Raw genomic sequence first — 24,240 nt, 5'->3', positions numbered from 1 at the left:
TGGGCCGCGCCGTCGTAGCCGCGCCGTCGTAGCGGATGCCCGCTGGGCGACCCGGGTAACCACACCGGCCTGCGCGCGCCCGCCGGTGGCGGCGGCCGTTACGGCGCGCGGTTGAACCGGCGGCGCGGATCGACGCCCGCGCGCACGAACGCGTCGGCCGCCCACGGCGTGTAGACCAGGCGCAATGGCAGCCGGTTGACGACGGGATTGAGTGCCCGCATGACGGCGGCGAAACGCTGAAATCGCTTCTCCCGCTTGCCGTCCCACGGTAGCTGGCAGACCTCGCGCATCTGCGGCGGCAGGGTGCCGACCAGGACCAGCCGGGTGTAGGCGTTCAGCGGGGCCGACAGCACGGCCCACACCGGCCGGGGCAGCCACCGCGGGCCCGGAATCCCTTTGCGGATGTAGCCGGTGCCGTACAGCACGGTCTTGTGGGGAACGAACCGCTCGAGCATCTCGTCCCAGTACTCGAGGAACTCGTCGTAGGTCTGCGGCTGCCCGCGGTCGCTGACCCCGTAGAGGCGGTACCACACCTTGCCCTCGTCGAAAATCTGCTCCTTCTCGGCGCGCGAGAGCCGCCGGATGAACGTGTCGACGTTGTAGATGACCTGGTCGACGAAGGAGGCGTGCGCCCAGTAGAACAATTCGGGGTTCAGCGCGTGGTAGCGCGATCCGTCGCTGATGGTGCCCTTGATCGTCGTGTGGAAGTCGCGGACCTTGCGGCCCCATTCGTGGGGCGCGTCGGAGTACACGGTCTTCATCAGGGGCGGCGCCGTGCGCCTGGCCCGGCCCAGCGTGTCGCTGAACACCACGGAGTGGTCGAGCACCCCCTGCGCGAGTTGCTCGATGCAGTTCTCCACCCCGGCGGTGCGCTGGAAACCGAACAGTTGAGTCCTGTTGTCGCCGTAGAACTTCCAGATCAACGAGTCGGGTCCCAGCCGCGGCGCGGCCGCCGGCTCGCCAGCCGGGTGGTCGATCGGCATCGGGACCGCCTCGCGCACACCGCTGTCGAAACGCGCGCCGGCGCCGCGGCGCCGGTCCTGCGGGGCGTCCATACCCACCTCCTGACGGCCTGCGCCGAATCAATGACACAAAAGAGTATCTTTGTTTCAAGCTAGCATTGGCGCGTCCCCGAGGAGGCTTCCCCCCGTGCAGAACCGCGTGCTCGACGGCACGGAGCCGCTCACCGATCTCGACCGGACCATCCTGGACACCGCCCGCGTGGTGTTCGAGACGTACGGCGTGCGTCGCGCCAACATCGAGGACGTCGCGGCCCGCGCCGGGGTCAGCCGCAGCACGGTTTACCGGCGCTTCCCCACCAAGGACGCGCTGTTCGCGCAGGTGATCCGCCGGGAGGCGGCGGCGTTCTTCCGCACGCTCGACGACGCGACCGCCGGCTGCGACCCCCGCCAGGCCGTCGTCGAGGCGTTCGCGCTCGGCGTGCGGCTGGTCGGTGATTCTCCGCTGTATTCGCGCCTCGCCGACAGCGAGCCAGAGGTATTCGGCCTGTTCTCCCGCTCGCACGTCTTCCCGATCCGCCAGTTCGCCGACGGCATCGCCCACACGCTGCGGCGCTGCGGAGCCCGCAACCCCGGGCCGGACCTGGACAACATCGCCGACGTCCTGCTGCGGGTCGCCCTGGGCATCATCGTGTTTCCCACCGACCGGCTCGACATCGCCGACCCGGTCGCCGTCCGCGACTACGCCGCCCGCTACCTGGTCCCCATCATCGAGCGCTAGTTTGCTGCCGGCTGTCGGGGGCCTGCACTAGCCTGGGACCCGTGGCTGGGAGTTCTGCGGCGCCGCGGACCCGGTATGCCAGTTGCGGCGAGATCGACATCGCCTACCAGGTCTTCGGCGATGGCCCGATCGACCTGCTGGTGCTGCCGGGCCCGTTGATCCCGATCGACTGCGTGGACCTCGAGCCCTCGATGTACCGCTTTCACCGCCGGCTGGCCGCGTTCTCCCGGGTGATCCGGTTCGACCAGCGCGGCATCGGCCTTTCCTCGCGGGTGTCGTCGCTGGACATGCTCGGCCCGGAATCCTGGGCGAACGACGCCATCGCGGTGATGAACGCGGTCGGTTGTGAGCGCGCGACCGTGTTCGCTCCGGGCTTCACGACGCTGGCCGCCGTCGTGCTGGCAACCGACCACGCCGACCGGGTGACCAGCCTGGTGATCGCCAACGGTGCCGCGCGCACGCTGCGCGGTCCCGACTACCCGATCGGTTCCGAACTCGAGGCCGCCGATCGGTTCACCTCGATCGGCATGGAGCCGGACGCCGTCGAGCAGGGCTTTGACATGCTCGGCATCATCGCGCCGTCCGTGGCCGCCGACGCCGCGTTCCGCTCCTGGTGGGACATGGCCGGGAACCGGGCCGCGTCGCCGAGCATGGCCCGCGCCTTCATCAACAAGGTCCGCGAGGGCGACGTCCGCGACCGGCTCGCACGGATCACCGTCCCGACGCTGATCCTGCATCGCGACAACCCGGCGTTCAGCCCCGTCGAACACGCGCACTACCTCGCCGAGCACATCGCCGGGTCCCGGCTCGTCGAATTGCCGGGTGCCGACGCCCTGTACTGGGTGGGCGACACCGCCCCGGTCCTCGACGAGATCGAGGAATTCATCACCGGCGTGCGCGGCGGCTCCGACACCGAGCGGCTGCTCACCACCATCGTGTTCACCGACATCGTCGGCTCCACGGAACGGGCCGCGCTGCTCGGTGACCACCGCTGGCGCGACCTGCTGGACAACCACGACACCGTCGTCCGCCACGAGCTGCAACGCTTCTCCGGCCGCGAGGTCAACACCGCCGGCGACGGCTTCGTCGCCACGTTCAGCAGCCCCAGCGCAGCCATCGCGTGCGCCGACGCCATCGTCGACGCGGTGCAGGTGCTGGGCATCGAGGTGCGCGTCGGCATCCATGCGGGCGAGGTCGAAGTGCGCGGCGCCGACGTGGCCGGCATGGCCGTGCACATCGGCGCACGCGTGGCCGCGCAGGCCGGGCCCAGCGAGGTGCTGGTGTCGTCCACGCTGCGCGACATCGTCACCGGCTCTCGGCACCGGTTCGGCGACCGTGGTGAGACGACGCTCAAGGGCGTGCCGGGGCACTGGCGCCTGTACTCCCTGGTGCGCGACCAGGCGGCCGTCCGGCGCTGACTGGCCCACGACCGCTCGGCGTAGGCTGAGCGCGAGGCGGTGTTCCGCCGTGTTCCGGCCTGCACCTTGACATTTGAGCAAAGGAGTACGCATGACCGACGTGCACATCTCGCTGCCCCCGGCGCTGCGGCGGGCGCTGGACCTGCTCGCCGATCCGCCGGTGGAGCCCGACGTCAGCAAGGGCTACCTCGACCTGCTGGGCCCCGACGGTGACGTCGAGCGCAACACCGGACCGATCCAGGCGGCATGGGCGTCGCCGCTCGGGTCGATGCTGTATGACAACGCCCAGGCGCTGTCGCGCCGGCTCGGCGCCTGGCAGCTGCCGATCGAGTGGCTCAACATTCCGCAGGGCGGGACGGCGCTGGACGTCGGGTCCGGTCCGGGCAACGTCACCTCGTCGCTGGCCCGGGCCGCCGGCGCCGCCGGGGTGGCGCTGGGCGTCGACATCTCCGAGCCGATGCTGGAGCGCGCGGTCCGCAACGAAGCCGGCCCCCACGTCGGGTTCATCAAGGCGGACGCGCAGCGACTTCCGTTGCGCGACAACACCGTCGACGCGGTGGTGTCGACGGCCGTGCTGCAGCTCGTCCCGCAACCGGCGGTGGCTCTCGCCGAGATCGCGCGGGTGCTCCGCCCCGGCCGCAGGCTGGCCCTCATGGTTCCGACGGCGGGGCGGCTGGCCCACTGGGCGCAGCGGTTGCCCCACCTCGGCGCGCACGTGTTCGGCGAGGACGAGATCGGCGACATCTTGGAGGACAACGGTTTTGCCAGCGTGCGGGTGAACAACCTCGGCACGTTCCAGTGGGTGCGCGCCAAGCTGGCCTGAGCCGGTCGGGTCAGCCCCTCTTGAACGCCGGGTGAGCGCGCATCAGCAGCGGCAGCAGCCGCTCCGGGGGCGCCACCCGGAACAAGCCCGCGGCGATCCTGTTGGCCCGGCCCGGAACGACGACGGCCTTGCCGGCCGCCAGGCCGTCGATCCCGGCCTGCGCCACCTTGTCGGCGGGGACCCACATGACGCGCGGCAGGGCCGATTCGGCCTCCTGCTTCGAAAAACCGGCCGTCTCAACGAATCCGGTGTCGACCGGCCCGGGGCACAGGGCGGTCGCGGTGACGCCGGTGCCGCGCAGCTCGCCGCGCAGGCTGTGGGTGTAGGACAAGACGAACGCCTTGGCGGCGCCGTACGCGGCCTGGCCCGGCAGCGGCCCGAACCCGGCCACCGACGCCACGTTCAAGACGGCGCCGCGGCGCCGCTCGACCATCCCCGGCAGGAACCGGCTGCACAGGTCGACGACGGCCGCCACGTCGACCTCGACCAGCTTGATTTCCTGCTCCGGAACCGATTTCGCCACGACGCCCACCGTCGAGAAGCCGGCGTTGTTGACCAGGATGTCCGGGACCAGGCCTAGCGCGGCGACCCGATCCGGCAACGCCGCCCGTTCCGCTCGATCAGACAGATCGGCCGGCAGCGGGTGCGCCGCAGCGCCCAGCCGGGCGGCCAGCGCCTCGAGGCGGTCGACGCTGCGCGCCACGACGACGACCTGATGGCCAGCGCGGGCGAGGAGGTGGGCGAACTGTTCCCCGATGCCCGACGACGCGCCCGTCACGATGGCCGCGCGGCCGGGTCCGGGCGATGGGAGGGCCACCTCAGGCCTCCGACTGGGCCAGTACGGCCAGCCGGTCCATGGACTCGCGCAGCATGTCCGCCGTCGTCGCCTGCGCCTTGGCCAGGCGCGTGGTGTCGGTCAGGCTCGACCAGTCGTAGGTGTGGGTGACGGTGGTGAGCTCGGGGTTGACGGGGCTGAGCTCCCAGCGCCACAGGTGGCCGGGCGGTTGCCGGCGCGGTTCGGCCGGGCGCCAAGCGATTTTGCTGCCCTCGACGAATTCCACGACGTGGTTCTCGCGGACGGCCCCGTTGGTCAGCGTCGTCTTGAAGATGTCGCCGACCTGCCGGATGCGCTGGCCGGGTTCGGCCGAGGCCAGGTTGTTGTTGCCGTCCCAGCTGGGCTGCCGCGCCGGGTCCGCGATCAGCTCGAAGATCCGGGCGGCGCTGGCCGAGATGACGCGGGTGGCGCTGACGATGCGTTCTTCGGAGTCCGGCATAGGGCTATCCAAACACGCCCGCCCGTGCCGGGGGCAGGTGACTTAAGACCCGCTCGGTCGAGGACTTTCGGCCATAGCGCCGGCGCCGCGACGCTGGCAGCCTCATACCGCGGTCTGTCCGAAGTGCGGCAAGTCCACCATTGGGCGTGGCACCGCAAGGCCGGCCGGCCCCGCACGGGGTTTCACTTCGGACAGACCGCTTCCAGGCGACTCAGCCGAACCGCAGAGCCTCGACGGGTCCGGACAGCGCGGACTTGACGTGGCGGGTGATGTCGTCCGCGAGAACCTCGACGTCGCCGCGCTCGAGGCCGTCGACGATGGCTCGGGCGACGTCACGCGGGTCGTTCTTGGGGACGTCGAAATCGGCCGCCATCTCGGTGTCGGTGAGGGCCAAGTGCACGCCCGTCACCTGGGTGCCCTGCTTCTCCAGTTCGATGCGCAGCGAGTTCGTGGCCGACCACAGCGCCGCCTTGGACGCGCCGTAGCCGCCGGAACCGCCCAGCCAGGACAGCACCGACAGGATGTCGACCAGCGCACCGCCGCCGTTGTCGGCCAGGATCGGCGCGAACGCCTTCGCGATTCGCAGCGCCCCGATGTAGTTGGTCTCGAAGATTCCGCGCACCTCGTCGAGGTCGCTGTCGAGCAACGCCATGGCGCCCGAGACCCCGGCGTTGTTGACGACGATCTCGGCGTCGGCGGCAGTGGCCGCCAACGCGGCGACGGACTCCTCCTTCGTGACGTCCAGCTCCACGCTCACCACCCGCGGGTCCGCGCTGGGCTTCGGTGACCGCGCCGTGGCGTACACCTTGGCCGCGCCGCGAGCCACGAACTCCTCCACGATCGCCTTACCCAGCCCGCGCTGTCCGCCCGTGACCACGACTGTCGCTCCCTTGACGTTGACCATGTCCCGACCTCCTTGACTTAAGTGAAACCGTTTGAGTTCTGTCAACATAGTTGACGTGTGCGACATAGACAAGTAAGTTTTAGTTATGTCTATTCCGTGGCCTGCCTCACAGCGGTTCGGTCTGGTCGCCGCCCCCGGCGGCCTCGGCCTGGTCCAGGACTTCCTCAATACGGCCGGCATCGAGGGCTACGGTCCAGACCTGTTGTCCGACGCGGCGCTGGCGCGCGACTGGGTGGCGGCCGCGGTGGGCGCCTGGGCGGCGCTGCGCGGCGCGGACCCGCAGCCGCCCGCGCTCGGGGAGGCGGACCTGGCCAGACTCCGAGAGGTGCGCGCGACCATCGCGCAGCTGGTGACGGCCCAACCCCCGGCCGGCCGGGGCGCCGGTTCCGTGACCGCCGCGCTGTTCGTGTCCGACGAGGGCGAGGTGCGGTTGGAGCCCAGTGGCGCCGGGTGGCGGTGGCTCGCCTCGGCGCTATGGGGGGAGATCCTGCTGAGTCAGCACGCCGGCACCTGGCGGCGGATCAAGCGGTGCCACAACGATCGCTGTGGGTCGACCTTCTACGACCGCTCGAAGAACAACAGCGGAGTCTGGCACGACGTCAGAACCTGCGGCAACGCCGCCAACCTGCGCGCCTCGCGGGCGCGCCGGCGCGCCCGGGGCGCACCGGCCTGACTACTGGCCCGACGCGGGCGTCGCCGCGGCCCGTTCGACGTCGAGCAACTGCTCGCCGCGGCGCTCCTCGTCGTAGGCCTTGCGGCCGCCGCGCAGCCCGAACAGCCGCTTGGAGATCAGCAGGTAGACCACGGCGGCGACGTTGATGCTGAACGTGACCACGCGGGTCATCGTGATTCCCTTGAGCAGATCGTGGACCTCCAGCGGCAGAAACACCGACGTCGCGATCACCGCGAAGTACTCGCCCCAGCGTTTCAGCATCCACAGGCCGACGCCCTCGATCACCTCGATCAGCGCGTAGGCGGTCAGCGCCAGCGTCATCAGCGTCAGCGTGGACGGTTTGGTGGCCAGCGCCTTTTCCAGTTCGTGCACCGCCGTCATCTGGTCGACCTTGAAGCCGCTGGCCCGCAGCAGCGGCAGGTCCCGGTCGAGCGTGGCCTGGATGGACCCGCGCGCTCCCCGGAACTTCCATACCGCATACGCGGCGATGCCGATCAGCACCGCGCGCAGGAAGCGCTCGGCCCCGAGCACCCGGATGATGATCGCCTGGCGTAACGCCTTACCGCGCATGATCAACGGGGCGTCATCGGCGGGGCCGCGGCCGTCGGGCTCGCCGAGGGTGTACTCCCCGCAGCGCAGGCACCGCCAGACCGGGCCCAGACCGGTATGGCCGCTCAGCCGGTCGGAAAGGGCCGCGTCGTCGGGGGCATAGGTGACGTGCCCCCGCAGCCCGCAGGTGGCCAACTCCCACCGGTTGCCGCCCCGATCGTTGCGCATGGCCCCCGATCATTCAGTGCGGGCGGCGACGCACGCAAGGCCGCGCGGCGGCGGGCGGTCAGAACCGCACCCTGCTGCGCGCCCCACGGGCGGTCGGACTGACCGCCCCCAGCGGGCCGGTGAGGTCCGTGATCGGGCCCTCGTCAAGGTGGTCGACCGCGGCGACGATCGCGGTGCCCAGCGCGTCGTCACAGAACGGCTCGGCCAGCCAGCGGAACTTGTCCACCACCCGCTCCCATGGCATCGGCCTGGTGGGTGAGCCCTCGTAGTCCGACTGCTCGCGGGTGAACTCCCGCCCGTCGCGGGTGACGACGCGCACCCGGGCGGCCGTGCGCTGGGGGTAGTCCGCCGTCAGGTCCGCGGCGGCGGTGACGGCGACCCGGTCCAGCAACTCCTGCACGTCGTCTCGCGAAACGCGTTCTGTTTCCAGCTGTTCGGGGCCGACACCGCCGTCGAGCAGGGTGACCGCGCTCAGGTACCTCAGGTTGTAGTCGGCCTGTTCCTTGGTGCGCGGCCGGTCCTTCGGGCCGTAAGCGCCCCCGCCGGCGAAATCGTAGGCACCCTGGAACACCTCCAGGTCGACCCGCTCGACGTCCTCACCGCGCAACCCGTTCTCGTCGCGCAATGCCAGGATCGCGTCGATGACGATCTGGCCGTGGATGAGCGAGCAGTACTGCTTGAGATAGGTCTGCTCGACGCAGGTCAGGCGGCGGTCGGCCGTGTGGAAATCGATCGGCTGGTCGAAGAGCTGGACCAAACCGTGCGGGCCGTCGAACAGTGACGCCGGGCCGGTGATGCCGCGGGCGGCCAGCATGGTGGCGTAGATGGCCCGCATCCCGGTGATCGCCGGCGAGATGCCCTTCCAGTTCGACACGGGTTCGGAATGCACGGCGGCCAGCGACACGTTGTCCACGGACGCGGCCGCGATCGCGTCGGCCGTCCGCTCGACGTCCAGCCCCAACAGCTTCGCCGTGCCGGCCGCGACCGACATCGACAGCTGCAGGGCGTGATTGAGTCCGCGCGCCATCACCGGGACCTGGGCGCTGAAGCGGCACTGCACCTCGTAGGCGACCGCGAGGGCCAGCAGGAAGTCGGCACCGCTGGCGCCGACGTGCTCGGCGACCGCCAGGATCGCCCCGAAATTGTCGGCGGGGTGGCACAGTCCGCCGACGGTCAGGTAGGTGTCCAGCAGGTCGGGGTAGCGCACCAGCACCGCGTTGAAGAACGCGGCCTGGTCCACCGACGCCCGGCCGCCGCCGACGAGCGTCGCCGTCGGGACGCCGCTGAATTGGTCGGTGTGCTCCCGGATGGTCCCGATGAGTTCGCCGTTGAGCGAGCCGACGGCGCAGGCGACGCTGTCGAGCACGTTGCGTTTGAGCGCCGCGCGGGCGCGGGGCGGCAGGTCCGCCTGCTCGGCGCCGACGACGAAGCCGGCCAAATCGTGTAGGACGTCGCGGTGCGCCATGAACGGTCGTCTCCTTCACCAGGTGGTCACCCCAGGAAAGGTCGGCGCCGGGTCGGTGTCCAGGACCGGTTGGTTACGTGTGGGAGGCCGCGCTTCTCACCGCTGCTCGGGGCCGTCGAGCTCGCCGCGGTGGGGATCATCGGCCGGGATCCACCACGGCTGCGCCGGGGCCGTCCGCCAACCGCGGTGTCGCGCCGCGTCCAGCAGCGCGTTCACGAGCTGGTGCACGCCGGGCCGGTCGTCGGCGTGGCGGTGCACCAGGGACCAGGTCCACAACGGCAGCGGCTCGGCGACGGGACGCTGGCCGAGGCTGGGCGGTATGGGTGCGTTGTGCCGCTTCGGCGACGCCAGCACGGGCGCGCCGATCCGGCGCACGTGCCCGTAGAAGGCGTCCCCGGTGATGCCGCCGTCACCGATGCGCTCGACCCGCGCGCCCGTGTCGCCCGCGAACTGCCCGGCGAAGCGGTTCCACGACGACCACGCGTTCTCGTCGGCATCGAGGAGCACCGTAACGTCCTGTGCGCGAACGGCTTCCGCCGAGCCGGCGCCGGGCAGCACGGCGTGTAGCGGTTCGGCGCGCACCAGGTGCGCGGCCAAGCTCCGCTGCCGGGCCTGCGGCGCGGTCACCCAGGTGAGCGCAGCGTCCAGCGTGCCTTCCGCGACCCGGTCGGCCTGCGCGTGCGAGGGCAGCACCCACTCGTCGATGCGTATCGACACGGCGGGGCCGACCACCGCGCCGATGTCGTCGGGCAGCCAGCTGACGTAACCCAGCCGCACGGGAGCGCTGTCGGCGGCAGCGCGCTGCAGCCGGCGCTTGGCGTCGTCGGCCAGGGCCAGGATGGCGCGCGCGTCGGGCAGCAGGGTGCGGCCCGCCTCGCTGAGCCGGACACCGCGGCGGTCCCGCCGGAACAGCTCGGCGCCCACTTCTCGTTCCAGCGCGATGATCTGTTGGGACAGGGCCGGTCCGGAGATCGGGATGCGCTTGGCGGCCCGCCCGAAGTGCAGCTCCTCGGCGACCGCCACGAAGTAACGCAGCTGCCGCAGTTCCATGCGGCGAGTTTAGGCCGCGCGACGTGGGTGCGGAATCAACGCTTACCAGTCGTCGCAGATCCGTCGTGGACAAGCGGCCCCCGCGGCGGATTGGCTTGGCGGACAACCACCCACCGAAAGGAGGCAGGCCGATGCGACTGCCGTTGTTGGCACCGCCCGATCTGAGCGCCGCGCAGCGAGCACTCTACGACGACATGCGCACCGTCATTGACGGCGAGTTCGGCCAATTCGTCGCGGTCCGCGGCGACGGCGCGTTGCTCGGCCCGTTCAACGCGTGGCTACACTTTCCCGATTTCGGTTGTGCTGCTTGGGCTTTCAACCGTTCACTGTGGGACCACGCCCAACTGCCCGCTACGATCCATCAGTTGGTCGCGCTGGTCACCGTGTCGCGCTTTGGCGCCGGCTACGCGATCTATGGTCACGAGTACTTCGCCCACCGCGCCGGCCTCTCGAAGGCCAAGATCGCCACGATCGCCGCGGGCCTGCGGCCCGCTGATCTGACGGAAGAGGAGCGGGTGGCCTACGACATGGCCGCCGCGCTCCAGCGCGGCGGGTTCCTCGCCGAGTCCACCTATCAAGCCGTCGTCGACCGATTCGGCGTGCCCGGAGCCGCCGAGATGGTGTTCTTGGTTGGCTGCTTCTCCATGGTCGCCGTGACGCTCAACGCGTTCGACGCCGCCGCGCCGAGAGTCGACTAGCCCAAACCGGTCCGCGTCGCTCACCAGGCAGACGGTCGCCGGGACTCGCTGAGGGCCGCCGTGTGGTCGGTGAGTCGCTGGCCGATCGCCTTGATCTGCCGCGAGCTGAGGGGGCACAGCGGGTGCACGGCCAGCATCAGGGCCGCGTGGCCGCGGCGATCGAAGACCGGCGCCGCGATGGTGACCACGGGCTGCTTGCGCCGTCCCGGGTTGTCGTCGGAGAGGAAGCCGATGGTGGTGAACTCGACGAGCAGCTGATCCCTGATGTGGCGCACCGGTGTCGGCATGTCGTTGCTGTCCAAGGTGCCGACCGCCTGAACCGCCTGCGCCACCGCGGGCGTCGTCCAATCGACGTCGAAGCCGCGCTCGCGGGTGTTCTGCAATACCTGTTGCAGGCGCCGCACGCGGTCCGGGTTGGTGCCCGCGCCGCGCCGGATCCAGGCCCGTTGTTCCTCGTCGGTGTCCCACGCGGCGAGCGCGACGCCGAACGGCGGCGCGTAGGGGATTCGATCGCCCGGGATGCCGGAGGGCTGCGTGGCGGTCTCGCCCTCGAACGCGGTGACCGCCAACGAATCACCGAAGCGCTCCACCACCGAGCACGGGTAGTTGACCTCGCCCGAGAGCCGCAGCGCGGCGGCGCGGGCGGCGTGGGTCAGCGGCCGGGCCGTGTCGGTCCGCGCGGCCACCACGGCGAGCGCGGGCCCCAACGCAAAGGTCTTGGTGATCGGATCGCGGCTGGCCCACCCCCGATCGCACAGCGTCTTGAGGATCGCGTGCGCCGTCGCCTGCGTCAGATCGAGCTCCCGCACCACGTCGGAGAACCGGATGGGGCTGTTCGCGCACCGCGCGAGGAGCTCGACCACGTCGAGCACCCGGGTGGTCGGCGCCGACGTCGCTCCGCGAATTGCTTGACTCCCTCAGCGCGCGATTCCTACAGTCAACACGAACATTCGAGATGCTATATCGATTATTCGAGAAAGATGGCGGTATCGCGCGTGCGGCTAGATCACCGACTCCCGATCGACGCGACGCTGTGGGCCGCGCAGTGAGTGAAGCCGAGGACCGGCAAGACATCGCCGACCTGCTGGTGCGCTACGCCACCGGCATCGATCGGCGTGACTGGGCGCTGTTCCGCACCGTCTTCACCGACGACTGCGAACTGGACTACGGCGAGATCGGCGCGTGGCACGGGGTGGACGCCGTCACCGAGTTCATGGACACGACGCACGCCCCGGCGGGACACACGCTGCACCGCCTGACCAACCAAGTCATCGCGGTCGACGGCGACGACGGCTCGGCGCGCACCTACGTCGACGCCGTGATCATGTTCGGGGACAACCAATCCGGCGTCAACGCGTGCGGCTTCTACGACGACGAGGTGGTGCGCACCGCCGAGGGCTGGCGCATCGCGCGACGCCGGTTCACCTCGGTGCGCGTCGCCGCCTTCGGCGCATGACGTTCGCGAGCAAGTACGGCCCTTGGGCGGTGGTCGCCGGTGCCTCGGACGGCGTCGGCGCGGCGTTCGCCACCGGCCTGGCCGAACGCGGCGTCAACGTCGTCCTGGTGGCGCGCCGGCAGGCGGTCCTCGACGGCGTGGCGGCCGAGATCGAGGCGACCACGTCGGCGGCCACCCGGACCCTGGCCGTCGACCTGGCGCGGCCGGGCGCGGCGGCGGCCGTGGCGGCGATGACCGCCGACCTCGACGTCGGATTCCTGGTGTATTGCGCGGGCGCGGACCCGCATTTTGCGCCGTTTCTGGCCAGTCCGATCGAGGCCGCCGAGGCGATGGTGCAGCGCAACTGCATGGTGTTGACGCAGCTGTGCCATCACTTCGCCGGGCCGATGGTCGACCGGGGCCGCGGGGGCGTCGTCATCTTAGGCTCGGGCGCCGGTCTGGCCGGCGGGCCCAACATGGTGGCCTACGGCGCCTCCAAGGCGTTCGACATGGTGTTCGCCGAGGCCCTGTGGGCGGAACTGCACGACAAGGGCGTCGACGTGGTGGGCCTGATCCTGGGCAAGACGAACACCCCCGCCCTTCGAGCGCTCGAATACGCGCGCGGGCAGATCGCGTCACCCGAGGACGCCCCGGCCGGCGCCGCCACGATCGACGAGGTGATCGCGGAGGCGTTCGACAACCTCGGCAACGGGCCCACCGTGCTGGTCGGCGAGACGATGCGCGCGGCCGCGCAGCTGTTGGCCTCGCTGAGCCGCAACCAAGCCGTCGCATTGTTCACCCAAGCGGCCGCGGCCGCCATGGGTCCCGACGTCTAGGGAACCCGCCCGCGCCGCCGGCCGTCGAAGTGATCGGGGTGGTAAATGGTTTGCCGAAGTTGTCGATCAGGCGGTCCTAACTTTTCGTCTAGGGCCGCATAGCCAGCAAAGACGGACGGCGGCATCCCCGCGCTTCGTCGCACCGGCACGTTGCTGGCGTGCGGGTTACGCGGGTAACTTGAGGTGGCGGTAGGCAGGCGCCCGCCGAAACCCCGTGACCCGATCGCCACCCCTTTCCACCAAAGGATGACGATGCTCGCCACCGACAGGCCTCCCGCCGCCCCCTCGACGACCGCGCGCACGCGCCGTCGCACCCTGGCCAGGTCGGCGGTGATCACCGCGGCGTTCGTGGTCCCGGCCGCCGTCATCCGCGTCCTCGGCCTGCACCCCGACCCGCTGATCGCCCTGCTGGTGTTCGGGGCCGCGGTGGTGTCCGCGAGCTTCCTTTTGGCGTGGGCCGCCGAGGCCGCGCAGATCGACGTCGCCGGCGGCCTGGCGACCGCGGTGCTCGCGCTGATCGCCGTGCTGCCCGAGTACGCCGTCGACCTCTACTACGCGTACGTGTCGGGCCACAACGCCGGCTACACCCAGTACGCCGCGGCGAACATGACCGGCTCCAACCGGCTGTTGATGGGTTTGGGCTGGCCCGTCGTGGTGTTGGTCAGCATCGTCGTGGCCCGCAGGGGCGGCGCCAAGGCGACCCTCCTGGAACTGGAGACGACCAACCGGGTGGAACTCGGCTTCCTGCTGGTGGCCGGGGTGGTCGCGTTCGCCATCCCGGCGGGCGGCGCCATCCACCTCGGCCTCGGCCTGGCGTTGTTGGGGTGGTTCGGGTTCTACCTCTACAAGCTCAGCCACGGCGACGTCGAGGAACCGGACCTGATCGGCACCGCCGCCGCCATCGGCGAGCTCCCCGACCGCGGGCGGCGCGCCACCGTGATCGGTTTGTTCCTCACCGCCGGCGCCGTCATTCTGCTGTGCGCCAAGCCCTTCGCCGACAACCTCGTGGGCGCCGGCACCGAGCTGGGCATCGACCGGTTCCTCCTGGTCCAATGGCTCGCGCCGTTGGCGTCGGAGGCGCCCGAATTCATCGTGGCCACCATCTTCGCGGCCCGCGGCAAGGGCACGGCCGCCATCGCGACGCTGATCTCGTCGAAGGTCAACCAGTGGACGCTGCTCATCGGGTCGCTGCCGGTAGCTCACCTGATCGGCGGCGGCGGCCCCGCCCTGGTCCTCGACCCGCGCCAGGTCGAGGAGGTTCTGTTGACCGCGACGCAGACACTCATGGGTGTGGCCCTCATTCTCGGCTTGCGTTTCCACCGGGCGACGGCGTGGGCCCTGCTCGGCCTGTTCGTCGTCCAGTTCCCCCTCGCCTCGACGCACGGACGGCTCATCCTGTGTGGCGTGTACGCGGCGGTCGCGGTCGCCGGGCTGCTCGTCAATCGCCGCCATGTGCTGGCGACCGTCAAGGCCCCGTTCGTCGGCACCGCTCTGCGTCACAGCGGTCACCCGCACCACGACGAGCCCGGATAACGGCCGCCGCGCGCCGAAGGGATACCGTCGGTGGCATGAGTCGAGTGTCGGTGATCACAGGCGGCGCGGGTGGCATGGGCCTGGCGACGGCCAAAGTCGTCGGGCGCGACCACACAGTGGTCCTCTACGACGTCAGGGCGGACCGGCTGCGCGCCGCGGCGGACGCCCTGCACGCCCTGGACATCACGCCGACCGTCGTCCACGGTGACGTCACCGACGGACGGGCGGTCGCCGCCTTGTTCGACACCGCCGCCGCGTTGGGCACGCTCGCGTCGGTCATCCACACCGCCGGGGTAAGCCCCAGCATGGGCTCCGCCGACTACGTGTTGCGGACCAACGCGCTGGGGACCGCGCAGGTCAACGAGCGGTTCTATGAGGTGGCCGGCGAGGGTTCCGTCATCGTCAACGTGGCGTCCATGGCGGCGCACCTGTTGCCCGCCGAGATGATTCCCACCGCGAAGTTTCCGCTGGCGCTGCGCGAGGCCGAGGACTTCATGGACGCGCTGCTGGCGGCGTGTGCGGTCGCGCCCGAGGAGGCCCGATCCGGGCTCGCCTACGCGCTGAGCAAGAGCTTCGTCCGGTGGTACAGCCAGGCGCAGGCGGAGCGGTTCAATGCCCGCGGGCTGCGGATCGTCTCGGTGTCACCAGGCTCGGTCGACACCGAGATGGGCCGGCTCGAGGAGCGGGCCGGCGCCGGGGCGATGGTGGCCGACGCCGCCGTCCCCCGGTGGGGCAAGCCGGAGGAGATGGCCGAACTGCTCGCCTTCTGCGCCAGCGATAAAGCCGGGTACCTCACCGGCACCGACATCCTCAACGACGGCGGGGTGGTCGCCTCGATGACCGAGCGGGCCCGGGTGGCGGCCGCCGCGGGCTGACGGGCGTCAGACCAGGTAGTACAGCTCGGTGTGCGGCGCGAGTTCCGGCGCACCCGTGAACGGCGGTTTGAGTTTCAGCTCGGCGAGCTTGTTGTGCGCGTGGCGCACCGCCTTGAGGGTCGCCGAGTACTCCTCGTCCTCCTCGGGGAACACGTCGCCCACGGGGAACCAGCTGTCGAAGCCGACGTTACGCAGCACGCCCAGCGTGTCGGGCCGCACGCCGGCGAGCAGAACGGTGATCCCGCGGGCGGTCTGCTCGCGCAGGAAGTGCTCGATCCGTTCAATGCACACCACGTCCGGGTGCCGGACCCGCTTGAGGCGCAGCACGACGTACTTGACGTCGTCGGTCACGATGCGGGTGGCGATGTCGGCGAGGTAGCGGTCCAGCTCCGGCGCGGCGCCGAAGAACAGCTCACCCTCGAGGTCGTAGATGACGATGGCGGGATCGGCCGGCTCCCCCGCAATGCGTTCGCGCACCACCCGTTCCGGGGTCACGATCAACTCCCGGGCCTTGAGCTTCGCCGCGCGCGGCACGAACAGCAGGATGGACAGCACGACGCCCAGCAGCACCGACTTGTCGAGGTCGATCGCGACGCCGGTGAAGGCCGTGAGGGCCACCAGGCCGGCGTCGTAGCGGGAGGCCTTCACCGTGTAGATCAGCCGCTTCCAGTCCACCAGCCGCGCGGCGGTGACCAGCAGCAGCCCGGCCAGCGCCGGCTGCGGCACGTAGCGCAGCAGCGGCGCGAACAGCAGCAGCGCGGCGGCGACCGTCGCGGCCGAGACGATGCCGGAGAACCGGGTGCGGGCGCCGGACTGGAAGTTGATCGCCGATCGCGACAGCGAGCCCGATCCCGGCAGGCTCTGGAAGAAGCCGCCGGCGAGGTTGGCCAGGCCCTCCGCCATGATCTGGCGGTTGTAGTCGATCTGCTGCTGGGTCTGGTAGGCGATGGCCTTCGCGATCGACAGCGCCTCGATGATGCCCACGAACGCGATGGCCAGCGCGCCGGTGGACAGGTGCGGCAGCCAGCCGGTCTGGACGTCGGGAACGTGCGGGGTCGGCAGGCTGCGCGGAATCTTGGCGGCCACCGCGACGGCGGTGTGGCCGCTGCGGCTCGGCACGGACCAGCCCGCGAAGTACGCGACGGCGCCGGTGATGACGAGCACCGCGAGCATGTCGATCTGCGGCCACCCGAAGCGCTGCACCAACCTGCGCAGCAGCACCGCCAGGACGACCGCGCCGGCGCTGAGCGCCAGCGCGCGGTAGTTGTAGTGGTCGCCGTGGAACAGCGTCAGCCACACCCGCCGCAGCACCTGCATGTGGCCGTTGCCCTTGTCGCGGACCCCCAGGGCGTTGCCCAGCTGCCCGATGGCGAGCAGGAACGACGCGGCGGCCATGAAGCCGATGATCACCGACTCCGAGATGTAGCGGGTCAGGTTGCCGAGCTTGAACAGGCTGATGACGATCTGAAACGCCCCGACCAGCACTGCCAGCAGGAACAACCCCTCGAACAGTTCGGTGGTGTTCTCCGAGTCGAGGAAGGCGAGTGCGCTGAACACCAGCAGCGAGATGGCGCTGGTGGGGCCGTTGATCAGGTGTGACGACGACCCGAAGAGCGATGCGACGATCGTGACGACGATGGCCGAGTAGACGCCGAACCTCGGGTCGACACCCGCGATCAGCGCGTAGGCCATCGCCTGGGGGAACGAGATGGCGGCGACGGTGAGGCCGGCGATCAGGTCGTGCCGGCCTTTCACCGCGTCGTAGTTGATCGAGAGGGCCACGGGGTCCGTCTTTCCGCTAGATCCCCGCCGCCGCGGGCGACGCCGAGAGGGTGTCCAGGATGCCGTTCGTGCCGAAGAACTGCTCGCGCGCGTCGCTCCAGTCCTTGGCGATGGCGGTGATCGGGAACAGCGTCAGGGCGGGCAGCCGGTCGGCGTGCTTGGCCAGGATCTCCGGCTTGACGGGGCGGTAGCCGTACTGCGCCGCCTGCTCCTGCCCGTCGGCGGTGAACAGGTACTCCAGGTACGCCTTGGCGTAGCCCGCCGTCTTGGCGTCGGAGAGATTGGCGTCGACCCACGCGACCGCCGGCTCGGCCAGGATGCTGACCGGCGGGTACACCAGTTCCAGCTCGTCCCTGTTGGCGGCGACCTCGCGCAGCGCCTCGTTCTCCCAGCTCAACTGCACGTCGCCGAGCTTGGCCAGGGTGAAGCTGTCACCGGCGCTGCGCGCCCCCGCGTCGGAGACGGCCACGTGGCGCAGCAACGTGCGCAGGTAGTCGGCCGCCTTGGCCTGGCTGCCGCCGCGGGTGGTGACCGAGCCCCAGGCCGCCAGGACGCTCAGCTGGCCGTTGCCGGAGCTGCGCGGGTTGGGCGTGACCACCGAGACGTCGCTCTTGACCAGGTCGGGCCAGTCGTGGATCGCCTTGGGATTGCCCTTGCGGACGACGAAGACGATGGTCGAGGTGTAGGGCACCGCGTTGTTGGGCAGCCGGCGCTGCCAGTCCGGGTTGATCAGGCCGCGCTTGCTCAGGGTCGCGACGTCGCTGATCAGCGCCAGCGAGACGACGTTGGCTTTCTGCGTGCCGTCCAGCACGGTCTTGAGCTGACGGCCCGAGCCGCCGTGGGACTCCTTGATGTTCAGCGTGATCCCGGTGCGCGCCCGGTATTGCGCGACGAACTTCGCGTCGACGGCGGCGTACAGCTCGCGGGTGGGGTCGTAGGAGACGTTGAGGATTTCATTCGACCCGGCCGACGGCATGTTTTTGACGACGATCGCGGTGGTCGCGGCGACGACCGCCACGACGCCGAGGATGTTGAGCCAGGGCAACCGACGGCGCCGTCGGCCGGCGGGCGCCGACAGGCTAGGTGGTAGCAGCCTCACCACGCCGACCCCATCCCCGAGCGCCGATCGAAAAGAGCCATCCGGTCCGGTGACCGAACATTTTAAGAATGTTAACGATCAGTCCACCGGCCGACAGCCCTGAAAATCAGCCTGACGGAAACGCGCGGCCGAGCAGCTGCCCCGTCTGGGTCGACGGGTGCAGCCGGCCGGCCGTCGTCGTACGGGTCGCGAGGCGCTGGGTCATGGCGCTCCTTCGCCTCTCGGTGCCGGGCAGGACGTCCGAAGCAACGAGGGACGCCGCTCACCCGTTCAGTCGCGCAACCGCTCGAGGCCGGCGACGATCAGCCGCAACCCGAAGCCGAATTCCTCGGTCAAGGGCACCGGCAACTCGTCGGCGACGGCGACGGTCGCGGGATAACGGGTCGCGTCGAGGCGGTGGAACGCGGCCGCCAGCTCGCCGTCGCGCTCGCCGGCGGTCGGCCCGGACTGCAACGCGAAGCCCAGCACGTAGCGGGCCAGGGTGGCGTAGGCGTGCGCCGCCGTCGCCCGGTCGAAACCGTTGGCGAGCAACACCGACAGGCACCGCTCGCGATGCGCCAGAGCGTTCGGCCCGATTGGGGTGTACTCCACCAGCAGCGGCGCGACGTTGCCGTGCCGACGCAGGGCCTCGAAAAGGTTCTGCGCCAAGGCCATACAGGCGTCCTGCCAGCGCGGCCCGGGCGTCACCTCCTCGGCCGCACCGAGGATGTGGTCGATCACCATGGACACCAGTTCCGAGCGGTTCGCGAAATGGCGGTACAGGGTGGCCGTGCCCGAGCCCAGCCGCTGGGCCAACGAGCGCATCGACAGCGCGTCGGCGCCCTGCTCGTCGACGATCTGCACGGCGGCGTCCAGCATCCGCTCGACCGCACGGGCGGGGCGGCCACGCCCGCGCGGCGCGGTCGGCCGGTCGGCGGCGGACGCGTCGTTCACTGCCGTCGATCCTTTGCCGTCTTGACACCCACCGTATTAATGGACACACTGTATCCGTAAATATCCGCACCGGTCAAGGCCGTTGACAGCGAGGACCCTTCGTCATGCTTCTACCGTTGGCGGCTGCGCCGTTCACTGCCCCGACCGACCGCGACATGCTGCCCTCCGAACGACGGGAGTTCGTGCGCACGCACCGCACCTGCGTCTTCGGCTACCGCCGCCGCAGCGACGGGCCGGCGATGTCGATCGTCTACTACATCCCCACCGACACCGGCGAGTTGTTGGTTTCCACGATGGCCGGCCGCGGCAAGGCCCGGGTCGTCCAGCGCGACGGCAAGGTGAGCCTGTGCGTGCTCGACGAGCGGTGGCCGTTCGCGTACCTACAGGTCTACGCGGACGCGACCCTCGACGAAGACCCCGCGCTGGCGGTCGACGTGATGATGGCAGTCGCCGGCCGCATGTCCGGGCAACCGCTGGGTGACGAGGCGCGGCCCCACATCCAGGAAATGTCGGAGCGGGAGAACCGCGTCGTCATCCGGTGCCGGCCGTATGCCAGCTACGCGACGCCGCCCCGGCACCTGCACCGCAACGACCAGGTCGACACGCTGAGCCACTGGGTGTCCGGCGTGGTGCCCTGGGACGCCCCCGACCCGGGCGATCAGCCGGCGTAGCGGTCGCGCAGCTTGGTCAGCGTCGCCTCGATGCCCGCGGCGTTGAACTTGCGGGCGCCGATCAGGGTGTAGTACTTCAACCTGTTCTTGATCTTCCCGGCGTCGCGGAAGTCGAAGGTCTCGGTGACCCTGGTCAGGCCGGGCGCGACCGGCTCGAACTCCCAGCGCCAGCGGTGGCCCACCGGGTGCCGCCACTCGACGACCTCGTGGGGCTTGAGCGCGGTCACGGTGCTGGTGATGCGGTACGGCACGCCGAGCACCTTCATGCTGGTCGAAAACCGCGACCCCACCACGAGCTTGTCGGGCATCACGATGTTGTCGCGGACGGTGCCGGACCCGTCCAACTCGCGGTGGCGGCGCGGGTCGGCGGCCCAGGCATACAACTCGGCGGCCGGCGCGGCCACCTCCACCGATCGGCTCACCTGGCGCGGCCCCGCGTCGACGACTGTCACCGTCATGGCGCCTCCTTCCCCGCTTCCGGCAGCGTAATGCGGCGACCGGGCCGGACGGCACCCCGCCCGGCCGCTGCCGCGGGGCTGCCCCGCGGCGCCGCGGACCGGTCCCCGCCGCATCCGGCGACCGGGCAGAATGGGGGGGTTGGGGGCGGGTCAGCAAAGGAGTGTCATGGCGACGAGCGAATACCGGGTGAGCGGGATGAGCTGCGCGCACTGCGAGGCCGCCGTCCGGCGCGAGGTCGCCCAGATTCCCGGCGTCGGCGGCGTCGAGGTGGACGCCGCGACCGGCCGGCTCGTCGTCACCAGCGCGGCGCCCGTCGCCGCGGCGGCGGTGCTCGGGGCGGTCGACGAGGCGGGCTACGAGGCCGTCCTGGTCGCATGAGTGCGGCCCGACCCGATTCGCCGGCCGCGCCGCCGCACATCGAGCTGGCCATCAGCGGGATGACGTGCGCGGCCTGCGCCGCTCGGATCGAGAAGAAGCTGAACCGGCTCGACGGGGTGGCCGCCACCGTCAACTACGCGACGGAGAAGGCCGCTGTCGCCGTCCCGGCCGGTTACGACCCGGCGGCGCTCGTCGCCGAGGTCGAGAAGGCCGGTTACGGCGCGGTCGTCGCGTCGCGCGCCCGCCGCGCCGCGGCGGCCGATGACGGGGACCTGACGTCGCTGCGCACCCGGCTCGTCGGCACCGCGCTGCTCGCGGCCCCGGTGATCGCCGTCGCGATGATTCCCGCCCTGCAGTTCCGCTACTGGCAGTGGGTGTCGCTGATTCTGACCGTGCCGGTCGTCGCGTGGGGTGGGCGCCCCTTTCACGCCGCCGCCTGGACCAACCTCAGGCACGGCACCGCCACCATGGACACCCTGATCTCGATCGGCACCCTGTCGGCGTTCCTGTGGTCCCTGTACGCGCTGGTGCTCGGCACCGCCGGCCGCCCCGGCCTGCGGCACGGCTTCGATCTGACCGTGCGGCGCGGCGACGGCACCGCCCACGTCTACCTCGAGGTGGCGGCCGGCGTGACCCTGTTCGTGCTGGCGGGCCGCTACGCCGAGCGGCGCTCCAGGCGGGCGGCCGGCGCCGCGCTGCAGGCGCTGCTCGAGCTCGGCGCCCGCGACGTCGCGGTGCTGCGCGACGGCGCCGAGATCCGCATCCCCACCGAGCAGCTCGCCGTCGGTGACGAGTTCGTCGTCCGGCCAGGCGAGAAGATCGCGACCGACGGGATCGTCGTGTGGGGCTCCTCGGCCGTCGACGCCTCCCTGATGACCGGCGAATCGGTTCCGGTCGAGGTGGGCGCGGATGACGCCGTCACCGGCGCCACCGTGAACGCCGGCGGTCGCCTGGTGGTCCGCGCGACCCGGGTCGGGGACGCCACCCGACTGGCGCAGCTGGCCCGGCTGGTCGAGCAGGCGCAGTCGGGCAAGGCCCGCGTGCAGCGCCTCGCCGACCGTGTCGCCGCGGTGTTCGTGCCGGTCGTGCTGGCCCTGGCCGCGGTGACGCTGGCGGGGTGGCTCGCCGCGGGCTCGGCGTTCGCCATGGCGCTGACGGCGGCCGTGTCCGTGTTGATCATTGCCTGTCCCTGCGCGCTCGGGCTCGCCACCCCGACCGCCCTGCTGGTCGGCGCCGGCCGGGCCGCGCAGCTTGGCGTGCTCATCAAGGGGCCCGAGGCGCTGGAGTCGACCCGCGCGATCGAGACGATCCTGCTCGACAAGACCGGCACGGTCACCACCGGAACCATGACCCTCGTCGCCGTGTCGGTCGCCGCCGACACCGACCGGGCCACCGTCCTGCGTTACGCCGGCGCCCTGGAGGACGCCTCCGAACACCCCCTGGCGCGGGCCATCGCGCGGGCCGCCGGTGCCGAGCTCGGCCGCCTGCCTGCCGCGGCGGACTTCACGGCGGTCGGCGGCTACGGGGTGCGGGGCACCGTCGACGGCCACGCGGTCGTCCTCGGGCGCCCCGCCTTGCTGGCCGAGGGCGGCCTGCGCCCGGACGCCGCGCTGACGGCGGCCGCCGCCCGCGCCGAGGGGGACGGCCACACGGCCGTCGCCGTCGGATGGGACGGCCGGGTGCGCGGTGTGCTGGCGCTGGCGGACGCGGTCAAGCCCACCAGCGCCGAGGCCGTGTGGCACTTCACGCGGCTCGGCCTGACGCCCGTGCTGCTGACCGGTGACAATCCGACCGTCGCGCGTCGCGTCGCCGCGCAGGTCGGCATTCACGACGTGATCGCCGGCGCCACGCCGAGCGACAAGGTCGCCGCCGTGCGGCGCCTGCAAGCCGACGGCAGGGTTGTCGCCATGGTCGGTGACGGCGTCAACGACGCCGCGGCCCTGGCGGCGGCCGACCTGGGGCTGGCCATGGGCGCCGGCTCCGACGTGGCCATCGCGGCCGCCGACCTGACCGTGGTGCGCGGTGACCTGCGCGCCGCGGTCGACGCCGTCCGGCTGTCCCGCCGCACCCTGACGACCATCAAGACAAACCTGTTCTGGGCGTTCGGCTACAACGTCGCCGCGTTGCCGCTCGCCGCGTCCGGGCTGCTCAACCCGATGCTCGCGGGTGCCGCGATGGCGGTGTCCAGCCTGTTCGTCGTCGGCAACAGCCTGCGGCTGCGCGGATTCCGCGGTATCGCCGAGCGCTGAACGGCGACCGCTCACACGCCGCGACGACGGGCGGGCGTGGCGCCCCGGTGTGGGATAGTTGTCCCGACCTTCGACACGACCACGGGTCCGACCCGCGCGGCCACCGATTCAGCAAAGGCAACGACCGTTGGACCAATTCTTCGGACGACTGTCTCTGCTGCACGGGTGGTTCCCCGCCACCGTGCAGGCAGTGACGGTGCTGGCGCTGCTCGTCGCAATCCGGTGGGGCGCTCGGCGCTGGCTCGCGCGGGTGCTGCCCGTGGCCGTGATCGCGGCCGTCGCGGTCACCGCCCTCTCCTACTGGTACATCACGTCGCTCGGCGTGGCCGGGGACCCCGCGCCGCCGGCGCTGTGGTTGTGGATCGCGATGAGCGGCCTGGCCGCCGCCGTGTTCCTGGTCGGCTGGCGCGGCGCGGGCTGGTGGCGTCGCGGGGTGGCGGTGGTGTCCGTCCCCTTGTGCGTCCTGTGCGCCGCGCTGGCGTTGAACGGCTGGGTCGGCTACTTCCCGACGGCGCTCGCCGCGTGGAACCAGCTGACCTCGGTCCCGCTGCCCGACCAGATCGACCGGCTGCGGGTCACCGAGATGCAGGTCGCCGGCACCCGGCCGACCAAGGGCGTGGTGGTACCGGTCGACATCGACGACAACGCCTCCCATTTCCGGCACCGGCGCGAGTTGGTCTACCTGCCGCCCGGCTGGTTCAACAGCAACCCGCCGCCCCGGCTGCCCGCGGTCATGATGATCGGCTCGGCGTTCAACACCCCGGCCGACTGGCTGGGCCCCGGCGGCGCGTTCACCGCCATCGACACCTTCGCCGCCGCGCATCACGGGTTCTCCCCGGTGTTGGTCTTCGTCGACCCCACCGGTTCCTTCGACAACGACACCGAGTGCGTCAACGGCACCCGCGGCAACGCCGCCGACCACCTGAGCAAGGACGTCATCCCGTTCCTGGTGTCCAACTTCGGTGTCAGCCCCGACCGCGCCAACTGGGGTGTCGCCGGCTGGTCCATGGGCGGCACCTGCGCCGTCGACCTGGCCGTCATGCACCCGGATTTGTTCAGCGCGTTCGTCGACATCGCCGGTGACCGCAGCCCGAATGTCGGTCCCAAGGACGTGACCGTCGCCAAGCTGTACGGCGGGAACCAGGCCGCCTGGGCGGCGTTCGACCCG

The 24,240-nt window shown here is 71.0% G+C and carries 25 protein-coding genes; 13 read left to right on the top strand and 12 right to left on the bottom strand.

Translation table 11 applies throughout. The annotated features are described in order from the left end of the window. Positions 1-98: 98 nt before the first annotated feature. The gene (locus tag A5714_RS16620; RefSeq protein WP_068286875.1) at positions 99-1,055 is read right to left on the bottom strand and encodes an oxygenase MpaB family protein; all 957 of its coding nucleotides are present in this window, start codon (positions 1,053-1,055) and stop codon (positions 99-101) included. A gap of 94 nt (positions 1,056-1,149) precedes the next feature. Here A5714_RS16620 and A5714_RS16615 point away from each other — a divergent pair, with 94 nt between their 5' ends. The 3 genes from A5714_RS16615 to A5714_RS16605 all read left to right on the top strand — a co-directional run bounded on the left by A5714_RS16615 (position 1,150) and on the right by A5714_RS16605 (position 3,981). Further along, positions 1,150-1,740, top strand: a complete 591-nt coding sequence (locus A5714_RS16615; protein WP_068073948.1) for a TetR/AcrR family transcriptional regulator — start codon at positions 1,150-1,152, stop codon at positions 1,738-1,740. Between the two features lie 41 nt (positions 1,741-1,781). Continuing rightward, complete coding sequence (locus A5714_RS16610) at positions 1,782-3,158, top strand: adenylate/guanylate cyclase domain-containing protein (RefSeq protein ID WP_068286872.1); 1,377 nt, start codon at positions 1,782-1,784, stop codon at positions 3,156-3,158. A gap of 91 nt (positions 3,159-3,249) precedes the next feature. Beyond that, positions 3,250-3,981: a class I SAM-dependent methyltransferase gene (locus A5714_RS16605; RefSeq protein ID WP_068286870.1), complete on the top strand. Its 732-nt coding sequence runs from the start codon at positions 3,250-3,252 to the stop codon at positions 3,979-3,981. 10 nt (positions 3,982-3,991) lie between these two features. Here the strand turns inward: A5714_RS16605 and A5714_RS16600 are convergent, their stop codons facing one another. The 3 genes from A5714_RS16600 to A5714_RS16590 all read right to left on the bottom strand — a co-directional run bounded on the left by A5714_RS16600 (position 3,992) and on the right by A5714_RS16590 (position 6,159). Further along, positions 3,992-4,798 carry an SDR family oxidoreductase gene (locus tag A5714_RS16600; RefSeq protein ID WP_068286867.1) on the bottom strand — a complete coding sequence of 269 codons (807 nt, stop codon included), beginning with the start codon at positions 4,796-4,798 and terminating at the stop codon, positions 3,992-3,994. Position 4,799: 1 nt separating this feature from the next. Further along, positions 4,800-5,255, bottom strand: a complete 456-nt coding sequence (locus A5714_RS16595) for an SRPBCC family protein (protein WP_068286861.1) — start codon at positions 5,253-5,255, stop codon at positions 4,800-4,802. A gap of 211 nt (positions 5,256-5,466) precedes the next feature. Then, positions 5,467-6,159 carry an SDR family oxidoreductase gene (locus A5714_RS16590; protein ID WP_068286858.1) on the bottom strand — a complete coding sequence of 231 codons (693 nt, stop codon included), beginning with the start codon at positions 6,157-6,159 and terminating at the stop codon, positions 5,467-5,469. Between the two features lie 85 nt (positions 6,160-6,244). On the opposite strand from A5714_RS16590, the gene A5714_RS16585 reads away from it, so the two are divergent. Then, entirely contained in the window at positions 6,245-6,832 is a 588-nt protein-coding gene (locus A5714_RS16585) for a CGNR zinc finger domain-containing protein (RefSeq protein WP_231975910.1), read from the top strand. Here A5714_RS16585 and A5714_RS16580 read toward each other — a convergent pair whose 3' ends face one another. The 3 genes from A5714_RS16580 to A5714_RS16570 all read right to left on the bottom strand — a co-directional run bounded on the left by A5714_RS16580 (position 6,833) and on the right by A5714_RS16570 (position 10,124). Then, on the bottom strand, positions 6,833-7,609 hold the full coding sequence (locus A5714_RS16580) for a DUF2127 domain-containing protein (RefSeq protein ID WP_068286856.1): 777 nt from the start codon (positions 7,607-7,609) through the stop codon (positions 6,833-6,835). A gap of 58 nt (positions 7,610-7,667) precedes the next feature. After that, positions 7,668-9,074, bottom strand: a complete 1,407-nt coding sequence (locus tag A5714_RS16575; protein WP_068286853.1) for an MmgE/PrpD family protein — start codon at positions 9,072-9,074, stop codon at positions 7,668-7,670. Positions 9,075-9,170: 96 nt separating this feature from the next. Further along, positions 9,171-10,124, bottom strand: a complete 954-nt coding sequence (locus A5714_RS16570; RefSeq protein WP_068073964.1) for a LysR family transcriptional regulator — start codon at positions 10,122-10,124, stop codon at positions 9,171-9,173. Between the two features lie 95 nt (positions 10,125-10,219). Between A5714_RS16570 and A5714_RS16565 the strand changes: the two genes are divergently transcribed. Then, positions 10,220-10,822, top strand: a complete 603-nt coding sequence (locus tag A5714_RS16565; RefSeq protein WP_231975909.1) for a 4-carboxymuconolactone decarboxylase — start codon at positions 10,220-10,222, stop codon at positions 10,820-10,822. Positions 10,823-10,842: 20 nt separating this feature from the next. Here A5714_RS16565 and A5714_RS16560 read toward each other — a convergent pair whose 3' ends face one another. Beyond that, the gene (locus tag A5714_RS16560; RefSeq protein ID WP_068286846.1) at positions 10,843-11,694 is read right to left on the bottom strand and encodes a helix-turn-helix domain-containing protein; all 852 of its coding nucleotides are present in this window, start codon (positions 11,692-11,694) and stop codon (positions 10,843-10,845) included. Positions 11,695-11,867: 173 nt separating this feature from the next. Here A5714_RS16560 and A5714_RS16555 point away from each other — a divergent pair, with 173 nt between their 5' ends. The 4 genes from A5714_RS16555 to A5714_RS16540 all read left to right on the top strand — a co-directional run bounded on the left by A5714_RS16555 (position 11,868) and on the right by A5714_RS16540 (position 15,501). Then, the gene (locus A5714_RS16555; protein ID WP_068286843.1) at positions 11,868-12,278 is read left to right on the top strand and encodes a nuclear transport factor 2 family protein; all 411 of its coding nucleotides are present in this window, start codon (positions 11,868-11,870) and stop codon (positions 12,276-12,278) included. After that, complete coding sequence (locus A5714_RS16550; RefSeq protein WP_068286833.1) at positions 12,275-13,093, top strand: SDR family NAD(P)-dependent oxidoreductase; 819 nt, start codon at positions 12,275-12,277, stop codon at positions 13,091-13,093. The genes A5714_RS16555 and A5714_RS16550 overlap by 4 nt, the downstream gene beginning before the upstream one ends. Positions 13,094-13,339: 246 nt before the next feature. Further along, entirely contained in the window at positions 13,340-14,626 is a 1,287-nt protein-coding gene (locus tag A5714_RS16545) for a sodium:proton exchanger (protein ID WP_068286832.1), read from the top strand. A gap of 35 nt (positions 14,627-14,661) precedes the next feature. Beyond that, positions 14,662-15,501 carry an SDR family oxidoreductase gene (locus A5714_RS16540; RefSeq protein WP_082959787.1) on the top strand — a complete coding sequence of 280 codons (840 nt, stop codon included), beginning with the start codon at positions 14,662-14,664 and terminating at the stop codon, positions 15,499-15,501. A 6-nt stretch (positions 15,502-15,507) separates the two neighbouring features. Here the strand turns inward: A5714_RS16540 and A5714_RS16535 are convergent, their stop codons facing one another. The 3 genes from A5714_RS16535 to A5714_RS16525 form a co-directional block, all read right to left on the bottom strand. After that, positions 15,508-17,283 (bottom strand): SulP family inorganic anion transporter, encoded by a 1,776-nt coding sequence (locus A5714_RS16535; RefSeq protein ID WP_068286829.1) that lies wholly within the window; start codon positions 17,281-17,283, stop codon positions 15,508-15,510. 16 nt (positions 17,284-17,299) lie between these two features. After that, a complete protein-coding gene (locus A5714_RS16530) occupies positions 17,300-18,385 on the bottom strand; it encodes a sulfate ABC transporter substrate-binding protein (protein ID WP_068286827.1) in 1,086 nt (361 codons plus the stop codon). A gap of 267 nt (positions 18,386-18,652) precedes the next feature. Beyond that, positions 18,653-19,240 (bottom strand): TetR/AcrR family transcriptional regulator, encoded by a 588-nt coding sequence (locus tag A5714_RS16525; RefSeq protein WP_082959791.1) that lies wholly within the window; start codon positions 19,238-19,240, stop codon positions 18,653-18,655. Between the two features lie 179 nt (positions 19,241-19,419). On the opposite strand from A5714_RS16525, the gene A5714_RS16520 reads away from it, so the two are divergent. Further along, positions 19,420-19,986, top strand: a complete 567-nt coding sequence (locus A5714_RS16520) for a pyridoxamine 5'-phosphate oxidase family protein (protein ID WP_068073982.1) — start codon at positions 19,420-19,422, stop codon at positions 19,984-19,986. On the opposite strand, the gene A5714_RS16515 is transcribed toward A5714_RS16520, so the two are convergent. After that, positions 19,974-20,444 carry an SRPBCC family protein gene (locus A5714_RS16515; RefSeq protein WP_068073984.1) on the bottom strand — a complete coding sequence of 157 codons (471 nt, stop codon included), beginning with the start codon at positions 20,442-20,444 and terminating at the stop codon, positions 19,974-19,976. The two genes, A5714_RS16520 and A5714_RS16515, sit on opposite strands and share 13 nt — an antisense overlap. Before the next feature lie 166 nt (positions 20,445-20,610). On the opposite strand from A5714_RS16515, the gene A5714_RS16510 reads away from it, so the two are divergent. The 3 genes from A5714_RS16510 to A5714_RS16500 form a co-directional block, all read left to right on the top strand. Beyond that, positions 20,611-20,823 carry a heavy-metal-associated domain-containing protein gene (locus A5714_RS16510; protein ID WP_068073986.1) on the top strand — a complete coding sequence of 71 codons (213 nt, stop codon included), beginning with the start codon at positions 20,611-20,613 and terminating at the stop codon, positions 20,821-20,823. Then, positions 20,820-23,072 carry a cation-translocating P-type ATPase gene (locus tag A5714_RS16505; protein ID WP_068286822.1) on the top strand — a complete coding sequence of 751 codons (2,253 nt, stop codon included), beginning with the start codon at positions 20,820-20,822 and terminating at the stop codon, positions 23,070-23,072. The genes A5714_RS16510 and A5714_RS16505 overlap by 4 nt, the downstream gene beginning before the upstream one ends. Before the next feature lie 127 nt (positions 23,073-23,199). Beyond that, a partial coding sequence (locus A5714_RS16500; RefSeq protein ID WP_068286819.1) for an alpha/beta hydrolase family protein occupies positions 23,200-24,240 on the top strand: 1,041 nt, incomplete at its 3' end.

The organism is Mycobacterium sp. E2462, from assembly GCF_001672685.1.
In the GTDB taxonomy this organism is placed as follows: Bacteria; Actinomycetota; Actinomycetes; order Mycobacteriales; family Mycobacteriaceae; genus Mycobacterium.
This window is presented reverse-complemented; position numbering and strand designations above follow the sequence as displayed.